General features: G+C 64.3%; 19 protein-coding genes. 7 read left to right on the top strand and 12 right to left on the bottom strand.

The window, feature by feature from the left end:
- Positions 1-47: 47 nt before the first annotated feature.
- Together BM315_RS13830 and fdhD are read left to right on the top strand one after the other, a co-directional pair.
- On the top strand, positions 48-296 hold the full coding sequence (locus BM315_RS13830; RefSeq protein WP_090501915.1) for a formate dehydrogenase subunit delta: 249 nt from the start codon (positions 48-50) through the stop codon (positions 294-296).
- 32 nt (positions 297-328) lie between these two features.
- Positions 329-1,153 carry a formate dehydrogenase accessory sulfurtransferase FdhD gene (fdhD, locus tag BM315_RS13825; RefSeq protein WP_090501914.1) on the top strand — a complete coding sequence of 275 codons (825 nt, stop codon included), beginning with the start codon at positions 329-331 and terminating at the stop codon, positions 1,151-1,153.
- A 143-nt stretch (positions 1,154-1,296) separates the two neighbouring features.
- Here the strand turns inward: fdhD and yrfG are convergent, their stop codons facing one another.
- The gene (gene yrfG, locus BM315_RS13820; RefSeq protein ID WP_090501912.1) at positions 1,297-1,959 is read right to left on the bottom strand and encodes a GMP/IMP nucleotidase; all 663 of its coding nucleotides are present in this window, start codon (positions 1,957-1,959) and stop codon (positions 1,297-1,299) included.
- Between the two features lie 135 nt (positions 1,960-2,094).
- On the opposite strand from yrfG, the gene nudE reads away from it, so the two are divergent.
- Positions 2,095-2,661 carry an ADP compounds hydrolase NudE gene (nudE, locus tag BM315_RS13815; protein WP_090501910.1) on the top strand — a complete coding sequence of 189 codons (567 nt, stop codon included), beginning with the start codon at positions 2,095-2,097 and terminating at the stop codon, positions 2,659-2,661.
- Positions 2,658-3,479 (top strand): 3'(2'),5'-bisphosphate nucleotidase CysQ, encoded by an 822-nt coding sequence (gene cysQ / locus BM315_RS13810; protein ID WP_090501909.1) that lies wholly within the window; start codon positions 2,658-2,660, stop codon positions 3,477-3,479. Before nudE ends, cysQ begins: the two co-directional genes overlap by 4 nt.
- A gap of 109 nt (positions 3,480-3,588) precedes the next feature.
- On the opposite strand, the gene BM315_RS13805 is transcribed toward cysQ, so the two are convergent.
- Complete coding sequence (locus BM315_RS13805; RefSeq protein WP_090501907.1) at positions 3,589-5,499, bottom strand: beta-ketoacyl synthase; 1,911 nt, start codon at positions 5,497-5,499, stop codon at positions 3,589-3,591.
- Between the two features lie 243 nt (positions 5,500-5,742).
- On the opposite strand from BM315_RS13805, the gene BM315_RS13800 reads away from it, so the two are divergent.
- Positions 5,743-7,395 carry an acyl-CoA synthetase gene (locus BM315_RS13800; protein WP_090501905.1) on the top strand — a complete coding sequence of 551 codons (1,653 nt, stop codon included), beginning with the start codon at positions 5,743-5,745 and terminating at the stop codon, positions 7,393-7,395.
- A gap of 234 nt (positions 7,396-7,629) precedes the next feature.
- Here the strand turns inward: BM315_RS13800 and dctM are convergent, their stop codons facing one another.
- From dctM to rfbB, 9 genes are all read right to left on the bottom strand, one after another.
- Complete coding sequence (gene dctM, locus BM315_RS13795; RefSeq protein WP_090501902.1) at positions 7,630-8,913, bottom strand: C4-dicarboxylate TRAP transporter large permease protein DctM; 1,284 nt, start codon at positions 8,911-8,913, stop codon at positions 7,630-7,632.
- On the bottom strand, positions 8,910-9,539 hold the full coding sequence (locus BM315_RS13790) for a TRAP transporter small permease (protein WP_090501900.1): 630 nt from the start codon (positions 9,537-9,539) through the stop codon (positions 8,910-8,912). Before BM315_RS13790 ends, dctM begins: the two co-directional genes overlap by 4 nt.
- 131 nt (positions 9,540-9,670) lie before the next feature.
- Positions 9,671-10,660, bottom strand: a complete 990-nt coding sequence (gene dctP / locus BM315_RS13785) for a C4-dicarboxylate TRAP substrate-binding protein DctP (protein WP_090501898.1) — start codon at positions 10,658-10,660, stop codon at positions 9,671-9,673.
- 346 nt (positions 10,661-11,006) lie between these two features.
- Positions 11,007-12,404 (bottom strand): sigma-54-dependent transcriptional regulator, encoded by a 1,398-nt coding sequence (locus BM315_RS13780; RefSeq protein WP_090501896.1) that lies wholly within the window; start codon positions 12,402-12,404, stop codon positions 11,007-11,009.
- Positions 12,401-14,215, bottom strand: coding sequence for a sensor histidine kinase (locus BM315_RS13775; protein WP_090501894.1), 1,815 nt, complete (start codon positions 14,213-14,215; stop codon positions 12,401-12,403). Before BM315_RS13775 ends, BM315_RS13780 begins: the two co-directional genes overlap by 4 nt.
- A 341-nt stretch (positions 14,216-14,556) precedes the next feature.
- A complete protein-coding gene (gene rfbD / locus BM315_RS13770; protein ID WP_090501892.1) occupies positions 14,557-15,426 on the bottom strand; it encodes a dTDP-4-dehydrorhamnose reductase in 870 nt (289 codons plus the stop codon).
- On the bottom strand, positions 15,423-15,968 hold the full coding sequence (gene rfbC, locus BM315_RS13765) for a dTDP-4-dehydrorhamnose 3,5-epimerase (RefSeq protein ID WP_090501890.1): 546 nt from the start codon (positions 15,966-15,968) through the stop codon (positions 15,423-15,425). Before rfbC ends, rfbD begins: the two co-directional genes overlap by 4 nt.
- Complete coding sequence (gene rfbA / locus BM315_RS13760) at positions 15,965-16,837, bottom strand: glucose-1-phosphate thymidylyltransferase RfbA (protein WP_090501889.1); 873 nt, start codon at positions 16,835-16,837, stop codon at positions 15,965-15,967. The genes rfbC and rfbA overlap by 4 nt, the downstream gene beginning before the upstream one ends.
- 14 nt (positions 16,838-16,851) lie before the next feature.
- Positions 16,852-17,907, bottom strand: coding sequence for a dTDP-glucose 4,6-dehydratase (rfbB, locus tag BM315_RS13755; RefSeq protein WP_090502059.1), 1,056 nt, complete (start codon positions 17,905-17,907; stop codon positions 16,852-16,854).
- A 484-nt stretch (positions 17,908-18,391) separates the two neighbouring features.
- On the opposite strand from rfbB, the gene BM315_RS13750 reads away from it, so the two are divergent.
- Entirely contained in the window at positions 18,392-19,540 is a 1,149-nt protein-coding gene (locus tag BM315_RS13750; RefSeq protein ID WP_090502057.1) for an ImmA/IrrE family metallo-endopeptidase, read from the top strand.
- On the top strand, positions 19,527-20,132 hold the full coding sequence (locus tag BM315_RS13745; RefSeq protein ID WP_244527303.1) for a DUF4411 family protein: 606 nt from the start codon (positions 19,527-19,529) through the stop codon (positions 20,130-20,132). The genes BM315_RS13750 and BM315_RS13745 overlap by 14 nt, the downstream gene beginning before the upstream one ends.
- 125 nt (positions 20,133-20,257) lie before the next feature.
- Here the strand turns inward: BM315_RS13745 and BM315_RS13740 are convergent.
- Positions 20,258-20,601 (bottom strand): transposase (locus BM315_RS13740; RefSeq protein WP_141123946.1); only part of this gene is annotated, 344 nt, incomplete at its 5' end.

Below are 20,601 nucleotides of genomic sequence, written 5' to 3'. Positions count from 1 at the left end.
CACCGGCCAGCCGACGCGGTATTCAGGTTAATCAGCGGAGCACTTCCATGGGCATGAACGCCACGCAACTGATCAAGATGGCCAACCAGATCGGTGCCTTCTTCGCCTCCCAGCCCGACCCGCAGCAGGCGCGGGAGGACTTCGCCCAGCACCTCAAGCGCCAATGGGACCCGCAGATGCGCAGCGCGCTCTGCACCCACCTCGACGCCACCGAGGGCGAAGGGCTGAGCGCATTCGTGCTCGAGGCCATGCAGGCGCACCGCGAACAGCTCGAACCGCTGGCCCGTCCGGCTTAAGCTGAGGGTCTGGTCTATTGGAAGCTTCGAGCATGTCGCGTCGCGTGCCCATCCTCGCTCCGGGCGAGCCGTCCCCCGGCCAGACGGAGGAGGCCTATGCCTTTGTCGAGCTGGATGACCCGGCGTTGCGCGGCAGCGCCATACTGGCCGAGGAATGTGCCCTGGCGATTGCCTACAACGGCATCAGCCATGCGGTGATGATGGTTTCGCCTTCGGCTATCGAGGACTTCGTCATCGGCTTCAGCCTGAGCAGTGCGGTGGTCGCCAGCGTCGAGGAGATTTTCGACGTGCGCGTCACGCGCAGCGGCGACACCCTCAATGCCGAAGTGCAGATCGCCAACCGCGCCTTCTGGGCGCTCAAGCAGCAGCGCCGCCAGCTGGCCGGTACCAGCGGTTGTGGCCTGTGTGGCGTGGCGGCGCTGGAGCAGGCGTTGCCGCAACTCAGGATCCTGCCGCCCAGCCCGTTGCCGCCGGCGGCACACCTGCGCGACCTGCGCACGCGCATCGCCGGGGTGCAGAGCCTGGCGCGCCACAGCGGCGCTTTGCATGCCGCGCTGTTCGTCGACGCCAGCGGCGAGATCGTCCTGTGCCGTGAGGATATCGGTCGACACAACGCGCTGGACAAGCTGATCGGTGCGCTACGCCAGCAAGGTCGCAGCGCGCGCCAGGGCTTCGTGGTGATCACCAGCCGCTGCAGCCTGGAGCTGATCCACAAGGCGGTGCGCGGCGAATTCGCCACCCTGGTCAGCCTCTCGGCACCGACCAGCCTCAGCGTGCGCTGGGCGCGCGAGCACGGGCTCAACCTGATCCACCTGCCGCATCAGAGTGCGCCACGGGTCTACAGCCCGGCGTGCTAGGGTGCTCTCTCAGCGTTATTATTTCGATGACCCCGGCTCGTAGGGTGCGTGGGGCCGCCTAGGCTGCGCGCACCGGCACCTGATTGCCAGTGGTGCGCACGGCGCACCCTACCAGCATTGCCGCATCCCCGTGCGCCACGGCTCTACAGCCCCTCGATCAACGCCCGGTAATCCTCCACCGCGGCGAATTCCTCGGTATCCCTGGGCTCGGCCTGGCTGTCCGGCTGGCGCACCGCGAGCAGCTGGGCGACGCCGAATTGCCGGGCGCTGCGCAGGATCGGCAGGCTATCGTCGATGAACAGGCTGCGCCCCGGGTCGAAACCGAGATCCTGTTGCAGGGCGAACCAGAACTGCTGGTCTTCCTTGGGAAAACCATAGTCGTGGGAGCTGATCAGTCGGTCGAAATAGGGCGCCAGCTCGACCCGTTCCAGCTTCAGCGACAGCGAGTCGCGGTGGGCATTGGTGATCAGCACCACGCGCTTGCCGGCGCCGCGCACCGCGGCGAGGAAGGTATCGGCGTCGGGGCGCAGGGCGATCAGGTGGGCCACCTCGCGCTTGAGCTCGCGGATCGACAACTTCAACTCGCGGCTCCAGAAATCCGTGCAGTACCAGTTGAGCTGGCCGGCGTGCTGCTTGAACAGCGGCAGCAGCTCGGCATCGGCCAGCGCGCGGCTGATGCCGTGCAGCTCGGCGTAGCGCTGCGGCAGGTGCTGCAGCCAGAAGTGGTTGTCGAAGTGCAGGTCGAGCAGGGTGCCGTCCATGTCCAGCAGTACGCTGTCGATCTCGGTCCAGGGCAGTAGCGGCATGGCGGCTTCTTGTGTGCTGATTGCGCAGGTTGTCGCGAAACTGCCGACCGAGGTCGTGATCGCGCAATCTGTCGCGGGGCTAATCGGAAAAGGCGCGGTATGATAACTCGCCCCGCCACTCTCAGGAGCCGCCCCATGCGTCAGAAACCCACCGTACTCGCCCGCGAGATAGTCGCCAGCAGTCGTCTGTTCCGTGTCGAAGAGCTGCAGCTGCGCTTCGCCAACGGGGTGGAGCGGACTTATGAGCGGCTGGTCGGCAAGGGGGCTGGTTACGGTGCGGTGATGATAGTGGCGCTGGCCGATGCCGAGCATGTACTGCTGGTCGAGGAATACTGCGCCGGCACCGACGACTATCAGCTGTCGTTGCCCAAGGGCCTGATCGAGCCGGGCGAGGACGTGCTGGCGGCGGCTGAGCGCGAACTCAAGGAAGAAGCCGGTTTCGGCGCGCGGCAGCTCGAACACCTGACCGAGCTGAGCCTGTCGCCCGGCTACATGAGCCAGAAGATCCAGGTGGTGCTGGCCCGCGACCTCTACCCGGAAAGCCTGCCCGGCGACGAGCCGGAGCCGATGCGGGTGGACAGGGTCAACCTGCGCGAACTGTCGAGCCTGGTCCAGCATCCACAATTCAGCGAGGGCCGGGCCCTGGCCGCGCTCTATCTGGCGCGCGATCTGCTGACCCAGCGCGGAGACTTCGTCCTATGAGCCATCCCCTGATTCCGGCGGTCATCCAGTTGGTGCGCGAGGCCGGCGCGGCGATCCTGCCGCATTGGCGCGCCGGCGTGCTGGTCACCGAGAAGGCCGACGCCTCGCCGGTGACCGCCGCCGACATGGCCGCCCATCACATCCTCGCCGATGGCCTGATCGCGCTCGCTCCGGACATTGCGCTGTTGTCCGAGGAGGACGCCGATATCGCCTTCGACGAGCGTGCGCAATGGCGTCGTTGGTGGCTGGTCGATCCGCTGGACGGCACCAAGGAATTCATCGCCGGCAGCGAAGAGTTCACCGTCAACGTCGCCCTGATCGAGCAGGGCCGGGTGGTGTTCGGCGTGGTCGGGATTCCGGCCAATGGTCGCTGCTATTACGGCGGCGCCGGCCTGGGTGCCTGGCGGGCCGAGGCCGATGGCGCGGAGCAGCCGATCAGCGTGCGCCTGACTCCGGACGAAGCCTTTACTGTGGTCGCCAGCCGGCGCCACAGCAGTCCGGCCCAGGAGCGTCTGCTGGATGGCCTGAGTGAGCGCTTCGGCGACCTGCAACTGGCCAGCGTCGGCAGCTCGCTGAAGTTCTGCCAACTGGCCGAAGGCATTGCCGATTGCTACCCGCGCCTGGCGCCGACCTCGCAGTGGGACACCGCCGCCGCCCAGGGCGTGCTGGAAGGCGCCGGCGGCGAAGTGCTGACCCTCAAGGGTGAAGTGCTGACCTATGAAGCGCGCGAGTCGCTGCTCAACCCGTCCTTCCTCGCCTTGCCGGTGGCCGCCGAATGGCGCGCCGAACTGATCCAGTTGGCCCGCGCGTTGGATTGACGCGCGGGGCATTCGCGGGCCGTCTGTCTCGTAGGGTGCGCCGCGCGCACCAAGGCCCGCAGCACAACAGCCGGTGCGCATGGCGCACCCTACGGGGGTAGCGCCGCGCTCAGTCGAGCATATCGCTGAAGCGCTCATCCTTCTTGAACACCAGCGGCTGGGCGAAGCCCGGCACCTTGATCTGTTCGGTGCCCAGCTCGATGGCCTGGTCGTCGATCAGGTCGCGGCCGAAGTTGTAGATGATTTCCAGCTGACCCAACATGGCCTGTTCGTCATAGGCGCGGGCGGCGGCACGGGTCTGTTCGCGGCGGCTGCAATAGGCGTCGAAGGCCGCCTCGCCGTGGCGCTTGCGCAGCATCTTGTCGACCACATGGGGCGCCAGCACCACGGCGCTGGCGTTGTTGCCGCCGAAGCCCTTGGAGTTGATGAAGCACACGTCGAGTTGCTGCGGTTCGCGTTGGCGATCGGCAGTGGCGAAGCACAAGTGCTGCTGAAACACGTCGTCGGCGGGTGCGTCGATGGTCTTGATGCCGGGAATGATGCCGTACTTGAAGCTGCCCAGGGCGGAGATCACCTGATCGCCGCTGGCGGTGGCCAGGGAGTGGCCGACGAAGGCCTTGACCGCGGTCACCGGCCATTGCTCGATGGCGAAGGCGGCGGCGATGCGATCGAGCAGCTCGGATTCGGTGACTCGATTGGCCGGGGTGCTGGAACCATGGGCCTGGACGAAGCTGCGCTGACGTACGGCATCGCTGCCGAGCAGTTGCACGGCGCTGGCTACCGCCTTGGCCATGGTCAGGTAATTACCTGGGCCGGGGGCGGAGATGGATTTCTTGAAACCGTCGGCGTTGACGAAGACATCCGGCACCGCGCCATGGATGTCGGCGCCAAGCTCCAGGGCCAGCTCGTCGTCCATCAGCACCACGAACTGGCAGGCTTCGGCCAGGGTGAAGCCGCAGTTGTCGCCGAACGGACGGCTGGCACGGCGGAAGTCTACCTGCTGGTTACCTTCGATCTGGCGCAGGCCTTCTTCGGTGGCCAGTGCGCCCATGGCGCCGTAGCCCTCGATGCATTCTTGGTTGACCGGCGCTTCGCTGCTGCCGACGATTACCACCCGGGCCTTGCCCGCGGTGATCTGCTCGATGCCTTTCTGCAAGTTGTAGAGGAAGGTGGCGCAGGCGCCGGTGATGGCGCCGGTGCTGCCGACACTGCCGAGCACGTAGGCGTTGATGAAGTCCGCCGGCATGCTGTTGAGGCCCAGGGCTAGCTGCTTGGCGGTGACCCGACCGCCCTTGAGGCGCGACTGCATCATGCCGCCGAAACCGTTTTCGTCGAGCTGGCTCATGATGCAGCTGGCGAACACCGCCACTTCGTCCGGTTGCACCCGGTCGACGATCGATTGCCAGGGCAGGCCGGTCGAGCGCAGGGCGTCGGTGACCCCGACGATGGCCATGCTCAGGCCGCGCGGGTGGAAGCGCGAGTTGTAGTGTTCGCTCGGCTCGAAGCCGCTGGGCAACTGGCCGGCGGATTTGACCGGCAGGGCGCGGTAGCTGTCGACCTTGAAGTCGCAGTTGTCGTGCAGGCTGACGCGCACCTCGGTGGCATTGAGCTCTTCCACCGACCAGTTGGCCGGCAGCGGCTCGGGCAGTTGCTTGCGGTTGCTGATGAAGCTCAGCGGGGTGCCGGGCACGCCGCTGACGCTGATGTTCTTCTGCCAATGGGCGGCGTCGACATCCAGGTGCTGCTTTTCGATGCGGCGCACCAGGGTCGAAGCGAGAATCTGCTCGGCAAAGCGGCTGTCGATCTCGGCCAGGCTCAGCGGCGTGCCGTCGGCCGTCTGGTAAGCACCGTCGAGAACCTGCACCAGTTTCATCATCACCGCCAGGCCGGCGAGGGTCTCCTGGCGCGCGCGGATGTCCATCGACTCGATCACGGTACGGCGGAAGCCATGATGAAAGGAGCTGCGGCCGGCTGCGTTATAACCACCAAAACCAACGATCACGGGTAAGCGAGACTTCACGCGGGAAACTCCTTCAAATAAATACGCCGGACAAGCTCAGATGCAGCAATACCTGCTTGTCGCTCGCCCGGGAACCCGTAAACACGGGACATTCGAGTGGGGCGAGCAGTGGCTCGACTGTTCGGGTGATTATGCTGACGTGATTCATGACCCGTGAGTCACTGCTTCGACCAAGGTAGCGCTTCGACAAGACCATACTCCTGCTAAGGTTTCTGCAGTCCAAGGTCTCGCTGGAGAACAATAATGCACAGCCTCAACCCCTACGAATATGGCATGCCGCGCGATGCGGCGAACTTTCAGGCGCTCAGCCCCTTGAGTTTTCTCGAGCGTGCGGCGAGTGTCTACCCGCAACGCACGGCGCTGATCAACGGTAGCCTGCGCCAGACCTGGGGCGAGACCTACAGCCGCTGCATTCGTCTGGCCTCGGCCCTGGCCAAGCGCGGTATCGGCCTGGGCGATACGGTGGCGGTGATCGCGCCGAACGGCCCGGCGATGTTCGAGGCGCACTTCGGCGTGCCCATGTGCGGCGCGGTACTGAATGCTATCAACACCCGCCTGGATGCCGAGGCCATCGCCTTCATCCTGCAGCACGGCGAAGCCAAGGTGCTGCTGGTCGACAAGGAGTTCGGCGAGCTGGTGCAGCGCGCCACCAGCCACCTGCCCAACCGGCCGCTGATCATCGGCATCGACGACCCGCAATATCGGGACGGCCAACTGATCGGCCAGTTCGACTACGAGGCGCTGCTGGCCGAAGGCGACGCCGACTATGCCTGGCAGATGCCCGCCGACGAGTGGCAGGCGATCTCGCTCAACTACACCTCCGGCACCACCGGCAACCCCAAGGGCGTGGTCTACCATCACCGCGGCGCCCACTTGAATGCCCTGTCCAACGCCATGTGCTGGGACATGAGCCGCTTCCCGGTGTACCTGTGGACGCTGCCGATGTTCCACTGCAACGGCTGGTGCTTCCCCTGGGCCCTGGCCGCCTATGTCGGCACCAGCGTGTGCCTGCGCCACGTGCGCGCCGAAGCCATCTACCCGCTGATCGCCGAGCATGCGGTCGACCATTTCTGTGGCGCGCCTATCGTGCTGAACATGCTGGCCAATGCCGCCGATGACTTGAAGGCGCTGAAGACCCGCCCGGTCAAGGTGCTGACCGCCGGTGCCGCACCACCCGCCGCGGTGATCGAGGCCATGGAGGCCATGGATTTCCGCGTCACCCACGTCTATGGCCTGACCGAAACCTATGGCCCCAGCGTGGCCTGCGAGTGGAAGGACGAGTGGGACGGCGAAACCCCCGAGCAGCGGGCGCGTCTCAAGTCCCGCCAGGGCGTGCGTGCGCCGCTGCTCGACGGCCTGATGGTGGCCGACCCGGACAGCCTGCAGCCGGTACCGAAGGACGGTCAGACCATCGGCGAGATCATGATGCGCGGCAACGTGGTGATGAAGGGCTACCTGAAAAATCCGAGCGCCACCAGCGAGGCTTTCGCCGGTGGCTGGTTCCACTCCGGCGACCTGGCGGTGTGGCACGCCGACGGCTACGTCGAGATCAAGGACCGCTCCAAGGACATCATCATTTCCGGTGGCGAGAACATCTCCTCGATCGAGGTGGAAGATGCGCTGTATCGCCACCCGCTTATTTTGGAGGCGGCGGTGGTGGCCATGCCCAGCGACAAGTGGGGCGAAACCCCGTGTGCCTTCGTCACCCTCAAGCCCGGCGTCGAGCTGACGGCGGCCGAGGTGATCGCCTTCTGCCAACAGCACATGGCGCGCTTCAAGGTGCCGGGCTGCGTGGTCTTCACCGCCCTGCCGAAGACCTCCACCGGCAAGGTGCAGAAGTTCGTCCTGCGCGAGCAGGCGCGGGCGATGGCGGCCGGCGGTCAGGCGGTGGCGTAGGCGCCTGTTATGCAGGTTGCTGCGTAGGTTGGTGCTGAGCGCAGCGAAGAGTCCTCGCGGTCGGCGGCCAAGGCCGTTTGATCGCGGCAGGCGATATTGTTCCGTTATCCGCAAGGCCTGCGCCATCCACCCCGCTTTTGTAGCGGCATTGCAAAAGCCCGCTGGGTCATAAGCAAAAAAAGCCCGGCACTGAGGCCGGGCAGAAGGTACAGGGAGCATTTCCAGCGCTCTCGGTCAGCTCATGCCCAGCCAGTTCGGCAGGGCCAGGGACACGGCCGGGACGTAGGTGATTACCAGCAGGAAACTCAGCAGCAGCATCAGCCACGGCCAGGCGGCCTTGATCACCGCGGTCAGCGGCATGCCGGTGACCGCCGAGGTGACGAACAGGTTGAGTCCCACCGGCGGGGTGATCAGGCCGATCTCCATGTTCACCACCATGATGATGCCCAGGTGAATCGGGTCGATGCCCAGCTGCACGGCGATCGGGAACAGGATAGGCGCGAGGATCAGGATGATCGCCGAGGGCTCCATAAAGGCGCCGGCGACCAGCAGCACGATATTCACCACCAGCAGGAACTGCCAGGGCTGCAGGCCCATCTCGACCACAATGGCGGTGATCGTCTGGGGGATCTGCTCGGTGGTCAGGACATGGGCGAAGAGCATGGCGTTGGCGATGATGAACATCAGCATGATGGTCAGCTTGCCGGACTCGAGCAGCACCTTGGGGCACTCGCGGATACGCATGTCCTTGTACACGAACAGGGCGACGAAGCCGGCGTAGACCGCCGCCACCGCCGCCGCTTCGGTCGGGGTGAACATGCCGGAGTAGATGCCGCCGAGGATGATCACCATCAGCAGCAGGCCCCAGATCGCCTTGCGCGCGGTTCTCAGCAGTTCGCCGAGGCTGGCGCGCGGCAGGGACGGCAGGTTCATCTTGCGCGCGACTATGTAGATCGCCACCATCAGCGCCACGCCGAGCATCAGGCCCGGCACCACGCCGGCCATGAACAGCTTGCCGACCGACTGCTCGGTCGCCGCGGCATAGACCACCATGACGATCGACGGCGGGATCAGGATGCCCAGGGTGCCGGCGTTACAGACGATGCCGGCGCCGAAGGCCTGCGGGTAGCCGGAGCGGACCATGCCGGCGATGGCGATCGAGCCCACCGCGGCCACGGTCGCCGGCGAGGAGCCGGACAGTGCGGCGAACAGCATGCAGGCCATGACGGCGGAGATCGCCAGGCCGCCACGGATATGGCCGACGCAGGCGTTGGCGAAATCGATCAGGCGCTGGGCCACGCCGCCGGTGGTCATGAAGGCGCCGGACAAGAGGAAGAACGGAATCGCCAGCAGGGTGTAGTGCTCGCTGGTCTCGAACAGCTTGATCGCCAGCGAGCGCACCGAGTCCGGGCTGAACAGCATGATGGTGATCGAGCCGGCCAGGCCGAGCGAGGCGGCGATCGGCACGCCGATGAACATCAGCGTGAACAGCAGGATGAAGAGGAACAGGATGGTCATTGCTTGGGCTCCTCGTGCTCGGTCACTTTCATGGCTTCGGCAGCCTCATCGGCCAGGCCGAGACCGGTCTGCTGGTTGCGCAGGATGCGCACGAAGATTTCCAGGAAACGGATAAACACCATGGTGTAACCGAACGGCACGATCATGGTGATGTGCCATTGCTTGATGCCGTAATGACCGAGGTCTTCGGCACCGATGTCGGCACTCAGCAGGGTGCTCATCCAGTCGAAACTGGCCACCGCGATCAGCCCGGCATAGCCCAGGCAACACAGGCAGGCGATCAGGCCGATAATGCGTTGCACCGGTTTGCGCGCCAGTTTCACCAGGGCGTCGACCCCGATGTGGCCGGCGGTGCGCACGCCGTAGGCCAGGCCGAAGAAGATCAGCCAGGCGAACAGCGCCTTGGCCAGGGCAATGCTCCAGGTCATCGACTGGGCCATGTCGAGAATCTGGTCGCCGATGGCGAGCAGGGTCTCGTTACCACCGAAGTAGTCGCCCAGGTTGAAGAACAGGGTGTAGAAATTATTGAGGATTACGTAAACGAAGGTCACAAGCGTCATGGCCGCGAGCAGGAACGCGATAAAGCCTTCCTCGAAGTGGTTCCAGACGCGCAGCAAGGCGTTCATCGATAACATCTCCAGTGTTGGAGTGGGTAGCGCACGGTCTCTGCGGGCGTGCGTCCGCAGTCGGCAGGATGGGTTGAGGCGCTGGCGACGATACCCATCGAGCCGATGGGTATCGCTGCGCTCAATCCTCCTTACTGGTTGGCAGCGTCTGCGGCCTTGATCAGGTCGGCACCGATTTCGCCTTCGAACTTGGCCCATACCGGCTTCATGGCGTCGCGCCACATGCCGCGCTGCTCTGGGGTCAGCTCGATGATTTCGGTGGTTTTGGCCTCGAGGATGCGCTGCTTGTCGCCCTGGTTCAGCGCGTCGGCCTGCTTGTTCACCTCGACGGTCACCTCGGCGATGATCTTGTCCAGCTCGCCGCGCACATCGGCAGGCAGGCCGTTCCAGAACTTGGTGTTGGTGATCAGCATGTAGTCGAGTACGCCGTGGTTGGACTCGGTGATGTACTTCTGCACTTCATGCATCTTCTGGCTGTAGATGTTCGAGTAGGGGTTCTCGGCACCGTTGACCACGCCGGTCTGCAGGCCCTGGTAGACCTCGGCGAAGCTCATCTTGCGCGGGTTGGCGCGTACCGCCTTGAACTGCTCCTCGAGGACGGCGGAGGCCTGCACGCGGAACTTCAGGCCGCGGGCATCCTTCGGCTCACGCAGCGGCTTGTTCGCCGACAGCTGCTTGAGGCCGTTGTGCCAGTAGCCCAGGCCGGTGATGTTCTTGTCTTCCATGGAGGTGAGCAGTGCCTGGCCTTGCGGGCTTTGCTGGAAGCGGTCGACGGCGGCGATGTCCTGGAACAGGAACGGCAGGTCGAAGACCTGGACTTGCTTGGTGTATTGCTCGAACTTGGCCAGGGACGGGGCGATCAGCTGCACGTCGCCGAGCAACAGCGCTTCCATTTCCTTGCCGTCGCCGAACAGCGAGGAGTTGGGGTAGACCTCGACCTTGACCTTGTCGCCCAGACGCTCTTCGGCGAGCTTCTTGAACAGCAGTGCACCTTGTCCCTTGGGAGTGTGCTCGGCGACCACGTGGGAGAATTTGATCACGATCGGCTCGGCCGCTTGGGCCATGCCGGCGATGGTCAGGGACAGGGCGCAAGCCAGCGCCTTGGCAGTGAACTTGAACATACGAGTGCTTCCTCTTGTTGTTTGTTGTTGGTTATCGCGTCAAGCGCGTAGCGCAGAAAACCGGCGAACAAGAGCAAGTCTAGGTGGCCTGCCGGAAAACGACGGACGCTGGGCAGCGATTGCCTGGACTTGTGCTTGTTGGATCGCCTGCAGGGACTAGAGCAACCGCCATGCCAGGCCGCGGTTCGGCGGCTGTCCGGCTGCGAAAAATCATCGGTAGCCGCCGCCGGCAGCTTGCCAGCGCTGGGTTTCGCGCAGGCGCTGGATGAACGCGCGGCAGCGCTGGGGCGCCGCTGCCGCAGGCTATGGCGTGGCGGGACGGGTGGAGGTGGCGGGAATCCGCCAGTCAGTCGAAGTCATCTGGCGAGCTTCCGCCAGCGTCGGCCACGCTCAGGCCGTGTTTGCGCAATTTATCGTGCAGGGTCTTGCGCGGCACGCCCAGGGCTTCGGCCAGGCTGCGCAGCGAGCCATGGCCGCGGCTGAGTTCGGCGGCGATCATGGCGCGCTCGAAGGCTTCGACCTGCTCGCTGAGGTTGCCGCTGGGCGGTACGCCGCTCTGCGGGCCGTCCAGCTTCAGCTCCAGGCCGAGATCCAGGCCCAGGTCGAGGCCGATGGCGAAGCGTTCCGCGGCGTTCTGCAGTTCGCGCACGTTGCCCGGCCAGGGGTGGCGCAGGAGCATGGCGCGCTGCCCCGGTTGCAGTTCGCGCACCGGCAGGCCGTGGCGGGCGCTGGCGCCATCGGCGAAGTGCTGGAACAGCACGAGGATGTCGTCGCCGCGTTCGCGCAGGGGCGGAATGCGCAGCGGGGCGACGTTCAGGCGGTAATACAGGTCGGCGCGGAAACGGCCCTGGTCGGCGGCCTGACGCAGGTCTTCCTTGGTCGCGGCGATCACCCGGATATCCAGTGGGATCAACTGGTTGCCGCCCAGGCGCTCGACCACCCGCTCCTGCAGCAGGCGCAACAGCTTGACCTGCACCTCCAGGCTCATGCTCTCGATTTCATCGAGGAACAGGGTGCCGCCGTTGGCGAACTCGAATTTGCCGATGCGGCGTTTTTGCGCCCCGGTGAAGGCGCCCGGTTCGTGGCCGAACAGTTCGCTTTCCACCACCGACTCGGCCAGGGCGCCGGCGTTGATGGCGACGAAGGGACCGGCGCGGCGGTTCGACAGGTCGTGCAGGGCGCGGGCGACCACCTCCTTGCCGGCACCGGTCTCACCGAGGATCAACACGTCGGCGCCGATGTTGGCCAGGGCGCCGATCTGCTCGCGCAGGCGCGCCATGGCCGGCGACTGGCCGACCAGGCGCGCGCTCAACTGCTGGCGGTCGGCCAGGGCCAGGCGCAGGCAGCGGTTATCCAGCACCAGGCGGCGCAGTTCGAGGGCGCGGCGCACGCTGCCCTGCAGGTCGTCGCTGGCGAAGGGTTTCTCGAGAAAGTCATAGGCGCCGGCGCGCATCGCCTGCACCGCCAGCGGCACATCGCCATGGCCGGTGATCAGCAGCACCGGCAGGTCCGGGTCCTGCGCGTGCAGCTGCTCGAGCAGTTGCAGGCCGTCGATGCCCGGCATGCGGATATCGCTGACCACCACGCCTGCCCAGTCGTGCTCGATACGCGCAGCGACACCATGGGCGTCGGCCAGGCTGACGACTTTCAGGCCGGCCAGGTCGAGGGTCTGGCTCAGGGCCTGGCGCAGGTGCGGGTCGTCGTCGATCAACAGCACCTGGGTGTCTGGGGCGAGGGTGGTCATAGGCAAAAGTCCTCGGGCGATTGGGTTTTAACGCCCTGTTCGGCGGCGCGCAGGCGCAGGGTCAGCAGGGCGCCGCCGTCGGGATGGTTGGCCAGCAGCAGTTCGCCGCCGAGGGCGCGGATCAGGCTGTCGCAGATCGCCAGGCCGAGGCCCAGGCCCTGGGCGCTGGTCTTGGTGGTGAAGAAGGGTTCGCGGGCCCGTTGCAGGGCTTCGGCGCTGAAGCCGGGACCGTTGTCGCGCAGGTGCAGGTCGACGCCCTCGCTGCTGCGTTCGGCGCTAAGCCAGATGCGCCGCGGCGGCGCTTTCTCGCCCAGGGCGTCGAGGGCATTGGCCAGCAGGTTGCCGAGCACCTGGCGCAGGCGGGTTTCGCCGGCCTGGACCCAGAGGGTGGCGTCCGGCAGGTCGCGGATCAGTTCGACCTCCATGGCCCGGCGGCGTTTGCCCAACAGCGCCAGGGCGTCGTCCAGGGCCGGCTGCAGGGCCACGCTCTCCGGGGCATGGCGGTCACGGCGGGCGAAGGCGCGCAGGTGGGCAATGATCGAGGCCATGCGTTCGGTCATCTGGCTGATCAGCTTGAGGTTGGCGCGGGCGTCTTCGCTGCGCTGGTGGTCGAGCAGCACGCAGGCGTTGTCGGCATAGCTGCGAATTGCCGCCAGCGGCTGGTTGAGCTCATGGCTGATGCTCGCGCTCATGGTGCCCAGGGCCGACAGCTTGCCGGCCTGGACCAGTTCGTCCTGGGCGCGCACCAGTTCCTGCTGGGCGTGTTCGCGCTCCAGCACTTCCTGCTTCAGGCGGCTGTTGAGGCGCTCCAGATCCTGGGTGCGCTCCTGCACGCGTTGCTCCAGTTGCTGGCGGGCCCGGGCATCCAGGGCGATGCGTTCGAGGTAATGGCGACGGCGCTGGATCAGCAGGCCGAGCAGCAGCAGGAGCATCAGCAGCGCCGCGCCACCAATGGCCACAGCGCTGCGCACGGGGCGATCGAGGAGCAGGCGTGGCGCCAGAATGCTCACCGTCCAGCCGATATCCTCGAGGTCGCGGCCCTGCCGCAGCCAGGCCGCGGGCTCGAGGTGCAGGGGCGGTGGCGACTGGATGCGGTAAGGCTGGGTGGCGCTGATCGCGGCGCGTTCGGCATTGTCCAGCGCGCGGGTGGCATGGAAGCGCCAGTCGGCCTGGGAGGTGAGGATCACCACGCCGTAGTTGTCGGTGACCAGCAACTGTTCGGGGCGATTGCCCCACAGGGTCTCGGTGTGGTCGAGGTCGACCTTGACCACCAGTACGCCGAGGATCTGCGCGCCCTCGCGCACCGCGGCGGCGAAGAAGTAGCCACGCTTGCCGGAGGTGGTGCCGAGGCCGAAGAAGCGCCCGGGGCGGCCCTGCATGGCTTCGCGAAAATAGGGGCGGTAGGAGAAGTTGCGCTCGACAAAGCTGTCCTGCCGGTCCCAGTTGGAGGCGGCCAGGGTATTGCCGTCGGGGGCCATCAGGTAGATCACATCGGCCCCGGTCTGCTGCTGCAGGTCGGCGAGCAGCTGGTTGGCCCGCTCGCGCAGTTGCCCATCGGCGCGGTGCTGCAACAGCTGGCGCAGGGTCGGCAGCTGGCCGAGGATCGGCGGCAGCACCTCATAGCGGTTGAGGGTGCCGAGCAGGTTAGCGACGTAGAGATCGAGGGTCTGGCGGTTCTGCTCGTTCAGCGCGGCGCGGTAATAACGCTCGGCCAGTTGTTGCAGTGGCCAGAGCAGCGGGGTCAGCAGCAGGGCAAGCAGCACCAGGCTGCGCCAGCGGAGACGTTTGGGGGTGCGGATGGTTGCGGTCATGGAGTCAGGCGCCCGGGTATCGCAGGTAGTATGCATCTTCAGGCTTTAGCAAGGGATGTGCCAGTGCCGCTTGGACGCGGCGGGCTTCACCCCAGCCGCCGAGATCGGGCGTCGGGATGATGCTTCTGGTAATCCTGGCGAGTCGCAGTGGATCCTGTGTTCATGCACAAGCTTCGCAGGACGTACGAGCGGGGGGACGCCTAGTTCCATGCCCGCGATGCTTTTTGCAGGTATGCCGCTATCGCGGCCATGGGCCGCTCCTACAAAGCGCAGGACGCGGCAAGTCCGGGATGATTCTCGCGGATTGCGCTGGCGCTTGTTCGGGCTGCGGCTTGCTTTGCTCAGCGGGGGCGTTGCAGGCACTCGAGCAGGGCGCTGTGCCAGTCGCTCAGCTGGACATGCCAGTCGCGTTGCAGGCGTGTGCAATCCAGTCGCGAGTTGAGCGGGCGCCGGGTAGGCGTCGGGTAGGCGCTGCTGGGAATGGGCTGCAGGGTCGCGGTGGCTTTGCCTTGCGCGCGCAGTTGTTCGGCGATCGCGCTGGCGAAGCCGAACCAGGAGGTTTCGCCCTGGGCGCTGAGGTGATACAGCCCCCAGGGGCCGCCTTGCCCTGCGCGCCAGTGTTCGACCAACTGGCTAGTGGTGCGGGCGATGCTGCCGGCCCAGGTCGGCGCGCCGATCTGGTCGTCCACCACATTCAGGCTGGCGCGTTCCTGCAGCAGACGTTGCATGGTCAGCAGGAAGTTCTTGCCGTGCAGCGAATAGACCCAGCTGGTGCGCAGGATCAGGTGCGCACCGCCAACCGCCTGGATCGCCTGTTCGCCCGCCAGCTTGCTGCGGCCATAGACGCTCAGCGGGTTGGGCGCATCCTCCTCGGTGTAGGGCGCTGTTTTTGTACCGTCGAACACATAGTCGGTGGAGTAATGGATCAGCGGCGCACCCAGCGCGGCGGCTTCCTCGGCGAGAATGCCGGGCGCCGTGGCGTTGATGGCGAAGGCCCGCTCGGGCTCGCTCTCGGCCAGGTCGACCGCGGTGTGCGCCGCGGCGTTGATCACCAGCTCGGGTTGCAGCTCGCGCAGCTGCTGGCGGATCTGCTGCGGCTGGCCCAGATCGAGCCGGTCGCGGCCGCGCACGATCAGTTCGCCCAGGCCGCGCAGGCTCAGTTGCAGTTCGCGGCTGACTTGGCCGTGTTCGCCGAGCAGCAGGATCTTCATGGGAACAGCTCCGCATCGGTCAGGCTGAGGCCGGCCTGATCCTTGGCCGAGAGCTGCGGGGCCTCGGCGAGCGGCCAGTCGATGGCCAGGCTCGGGTCGTCCCAGCGGATGCAGCGCTCATGGCCCGGCGCATAGTAGTCGGTGGTCTTGTAGAGGACTTCGGCGTATTCGCTGAGCGTCAGGAAACCGTGGGCGAAGCCTTCCGGCAGCCACAGTTGGCGCTTGTTCTCGGCGGACAGCCGGACGCCGATCCAGCGACCGAAGGTCGGCGAGCTGCGGCGAATATCCACCGCCACGTCGTAGATCTCACCGGCGCTGACCCGCACCAGCTTGCCCTGGGTCTGCTGCAACTGGTAATGCAGGCCGCGCAGCACGCCACGCTGCGAGCGCGAGTGGTTGTCCTGGACGAACGCGCAGCTGCGGCCGGTCGCCTGCTCGAAGCTGCGCGCGTTGAAGCTTTCATAGAAAAAGCCGCGTTCGTCGCCGAACACCCTGGGTTCGAGGATCAGCACGCCCGGCAGTTCGCTGCTAATCACCTTCATGGGTGCTCCTGCGCCAGCTTGGCCAGGTATTGGCCGTAGCCGGTCTTGCCAAAGGCCTGGGCCTGGCTGAGCAACTGCTCGCGGTCGATCCAGCCATTGTGGTAGGCGATCTCTTCCAGGCAGGCGACTTTCAGGCCCTGGCGGTGTTCGATGGTCTGCACGTATTGCGAGGCCTCCAGCAGGCTGTCGTGGGTGCCGGTGTCGAGCCAGGCGAAGCCGCGGCCGAAGCGCTCGACATGCAGGTCGCCGCGCTCGAGGTAGGCGTTGTTGATATCGGTGATTTCCAGTTCGCCGCGGGCCGAGGGCTTGACCGCCTTGGCGATCTCGATCACGTCGTTGTCGTAGAAATACAGGCCGGTGACGGCGTAGCTGGATTTCGCCTTGGCCGGTTTTTCCTCGATCGAGATGGCCCGGCCGCTGGCGTCGAACTCGACCACGCCGAAGCGCTCGGGATCCTTGACCCAATAGCCGAAAACCGTGGCGCCGTGGGGTTCGGCGACGGCGCGCAGGAGCTTCTCGGTGAAGTGCTGGCCGTGAAAGATATTGTCGCCGAGGATCAGGCACACGGGGTCGCTGCCGATGAACGACTCGCCGATCAGAAAGGCCTGGGCCAGCCCTTCCGGTGCCGGCTGTTCGGCGTAGACGAAGCGCACGCCGAACTGGCTGCCGTCACCGAGCATCTTCTGAAAGTTAGGCAGATCCACGGGCGTGGAGATGATCAGAATCTCGCGGATGCCGGCGAGCATCAGCACCGAGATCGGGTAGTAGATCATCGGCTTGTCGTAGATCGGCAGCAGCTGCTTCGACACCCCCAGGGTGATCGGGTGCAGACGGCTGCCGGAGCCGCCGGCGAGAATTATTCCTTTCATCCCTTGCACCCCTTTCATTGAGAAGTTCCCAGGCGTTCGCGTTGATAGCTGCCGTCCTGCACGCGGCGGCACCAGTCGAGGTTATCCAGGTACCAACGCACGGTCTTGCGCAGGCCGCTGGCGAAGCTTTCCTCGGGCGTCCAGCCGAGTTCGCGCTCGATCTTGCCGGCATCGATGGCGTAGCGCTGATCGTGGCCGGGGCGATCCTGGACAAAGGCAATGAGTTCCTTGTAGGCGCCGGTCTGTCGCGGCGCCAGTTCATCGAGCAGCGCGCAGATGCTCTGCACCACCTGCAGATTGGTCTGCTCGTTGTGCCCGCCGATGTTGTAGGTCTCGCCCACCCGGCCCTCGCTCACCACCTTGAGCAGGGCGCGGGCATGGTCCTCGACATACAGCCAGTCGCGCACCTGCTGGCCGTTGCCGTACACCGGCAGCGGCTTGCCCTCCAGGGCGTTGAGGATCACCAGCGGAATCAGTTTTTCCGGGAAGTGATAGGGGCCGTAGTTGTTCGAACAATTGCTCAGCAGTACCGGCAGGCCATAGGTACGGTGCCAGGCGCGGACCAGATGGTCGGAGGCTGCCTTGCTCGCCGAGTAGGGCGAGCTGGGGGCATAGGGCGTGTTCTCGGTGAACAGGTCGTCGACGCCATGCAGGTCGCCATACACCTCGTCGGTGGAAATATGGTGAAAGCGAAAGGCCTGCCTGCGCGCCTGGTCCAACTGCAGCCAATAGGCGCGGGTGGCTTCCAGCAAGGCGTAGGTGCCGACGATATTGGTCTGGATAAAGGCCGCCGGGCCGTCGATGGAGCGGTCGACATGCGACTCGGCCGCCAGGTGCATGATCGCGTCCGGCTGGAACTCGGCCAGGGCCCCACTGACCGCTACGCTGTCGCCGATATCGGCCTGCAGGAACTGGTAGCGCGGGTTGTCCGCAACGCCGGCCAGCGACTCGAGGTTGCCGGCGTAAGTCAGCTTGTCGAGGTTGAGCACCTGGTGCTGGGTGTTGTCGAGCAGGTGGCGGATCAGCGCCGAACCGATAAAGCCCGCACCGCCAGTGACTAGAATACGCATGAAAATAGAGCCTTCTTCTACATGCTTGAGCAGACGGCATAGCTTGTCGGCTGAACGCGTCGGCCGCAAGCGCTGGATGCGGCCTTGGTGCGCGCCGCGGTGCCAGCGCATATAGCGGCGACGGCCCGCAGCGAAGCGGGCTTTTTGCCGATGCGCGTTTCGTCGCCATGCTGCAGAAACAAAAAAGGCCCACCTTGCGGTGAGCCTAAGTCGTTGATTTAGATGGTGCCGGCACCAGGAGTGAAACTGTAAGCCTTGATGCCTTTAATTTAAAGGCTTTTCGTTGTATTGAAAGTATAAAAGGTACTCATAAAGGTACTCGCCTTCTATTTTCCAGCGACACCTTTTCCTTAGCCCCGATCTCTTCTCTCAGCGCAAGCTCAATGCGCCAGACGAGCTGAGGCAGTCTCTGCCGCATCAAGCTTTTAGCGGCTAGCTTTGATGGCTGATGTTCACAGGTTCGCACCGTCTATATACTCAAATCATGGAACGTATCCAATCGATCAATCTCGCGCGTATAGACTGGTGTTGTGCCGATCACGGCATGACACGGGACGAACTCGCCCGTGAGATCGATATAGCACCTGCCAGCTTTGACAAAGTGATGGCCGGCGAGGCCGGTCTGACCTTCAGCCAGCTGCGTAAGCTGGCGGCCTTTTTCGGGCGAGGCACCTTATTTTTTATGGAGCCAGGGCCGGTCAACGAGGCAAAGGTGCATTCGCCGCAGTTCCGCACCTTGAGCAATCAGAAACCGGAGCTTTCGCACCGCTTGAGGCTATTGATTGAGCGAGTGGAGCACCAGCGCACAGTGTTCCTTGCACTACGTGAGGAGCTTGATCCGACGGAGGTTGTGCGCTTCTCGCCGCCTGACCTGGGAGGCCTGAGTATCCCCGATGCGGCCAGCCGTGTGCGTGAATGGCTGGGGCTGGCGAACCGTAACAATTTCGACAGTTATCGTAAGGCCATCGAAGCGTGCGGTCTGTTGGTCTTCCGCAGCAATGGCTACAACGGTAAATGGCAGATTGCGAAGGAAAACCCAATCCTCGGTTTTTCGCTCTACGATCCTGAATGCCCGGTAATCGTCGTTAAGAAGCAGGATGCAGATACTCGCCAGAGCTTCACGTTGATGCATGAGTTGGGGCACCTACTCATTCATCGTGCAAGCTCGATTGACGATGAAGAGGATCTGCATTCGGCGGACGGTGAAGAGCAAGAGGCGAATGCCTTTGCCGGCCATCTGTTGGTCCCCGACCGGTTTCTGTTAAGCATTCGTGACAATGAGCGCCCTGTTGAGGTAGCCGAATTTGATGACTGGCTGGAACCACAACGCAGGGCGTGGGGTGTGAGTGGCGAGATGATCCTGCGGCGTCTGATGGATGCCGGACGTTTGCCAAGCGAAGCCTATGCCGCATACCGGCGGTGGAGCCAGCAACGAGTGATACCTGAAAAAGAGGGTGGCAGCCGAGAGCACCGCAACCGCGAACCTCGGCACATTTTTGGCGATGGGTACGTGCGCACGGTGCTTGAAGCAATGAACGCTCGCCGTATCACTCTCGCCAAGGCCAGCAGCTACCTCGACAACCTGAAGATATCGGACCTGCACAAGCTGGAGCGCTTCTATGCAGGTGTTTGATGCCTCATCCATGCTCTACGCATGGGATAACTACCCTATCGCGCAGTTTCCGGGGCTTTGGGCATGGATGACGGATCGAGTGGCACAAGGGGTGATTCGGATGTCCGAGGTTGCCGTCGAAGAAGTGGGACACAAAGCACCGGAGTGCGTGACTTGGTTGAAGGGTGCAGGTCTGCAAAAGATGCCCGTGACCGAGGCAATTCTGTTGGAAGCCTTTCGTATCAAAGGGTTGCTTGAGATCGAAGAAGACAAATACGGTGCCGGGGTCGATGAAAACGATCTATACATCATTGCCACCGCGAAGCTGCATGTCTGCGAGTTGGTCACGGATGAGGCGTTTCAGCCTTCTGTGAACAAGCAAAAACGCAATTGGAAGATTCCTGCTGTTTGCAGTATGGAAAATGTGCAAACTCCCTGGATTGCTGCCCTGCAGCTAGTTATCCACAGCCTGCTGTCGGGGTGCTGGAACGGTATCGGCAGGGGTGCTAGAACGGTATCAGCGGGGGCGCTGGAACGGCAGAAAGGGGCGCTGGAACGGTATAGACAGGGTGCTAAACGGTATCAGCTCCGGCGTGTCAGGTGCCGCTTCTGAGAGGGCGTTGGAGTAGTTTTGACTCGAACCAAATTATCATCTATCGAGAAACTGAAAGGCTGTCCTGCCGCGACGCGTGCTTTTTCAATTGCGCGCAATCCGCGACGTAAGTCCCTTTTAAGTGCTCAACAAAAAGTCAGGTTGTAATCCTTGCCAAATCCCGCCTGGATTCGATCAAGTGCGCCCTCCAGCTCTGCTCGTGTGTGTTTACGAAACGGCAGCCACTCGTATTTGATCTTGCGCCAGAGGATTTCGATCCGATTCAACTCCGGGGAATACGGCGGCAAGAAGTACAGGGTTAGTCTTTCGAACTCCGGAAGCCGGAGTAGTGCCCGTACCGCTTTCGCCGCATGAATAGAGGCGTTGTCCACCACCACGACCAAAGGCTTGGCTGTACGTTTTAACAACTGGCTCAAGAAGCCTGCAAAAGCCAGCGACGTCATCGTCCCCCAAGTTCCCGAAAAATATA

Origin of the sequence: Pseudomonas borbori (assembly GCF_900115555.1) — a bacterium.
Lineage (GTDB): Bacteria > Pseudomonadota > Gammaproteobacteria > Pseudomonadales > Pseudomonadaceae > Aquipseudomonas > Aquipseudomonas borbori.
This window is presented reverse-complemented; position numbering and strand designations above follow the sequence as displayed.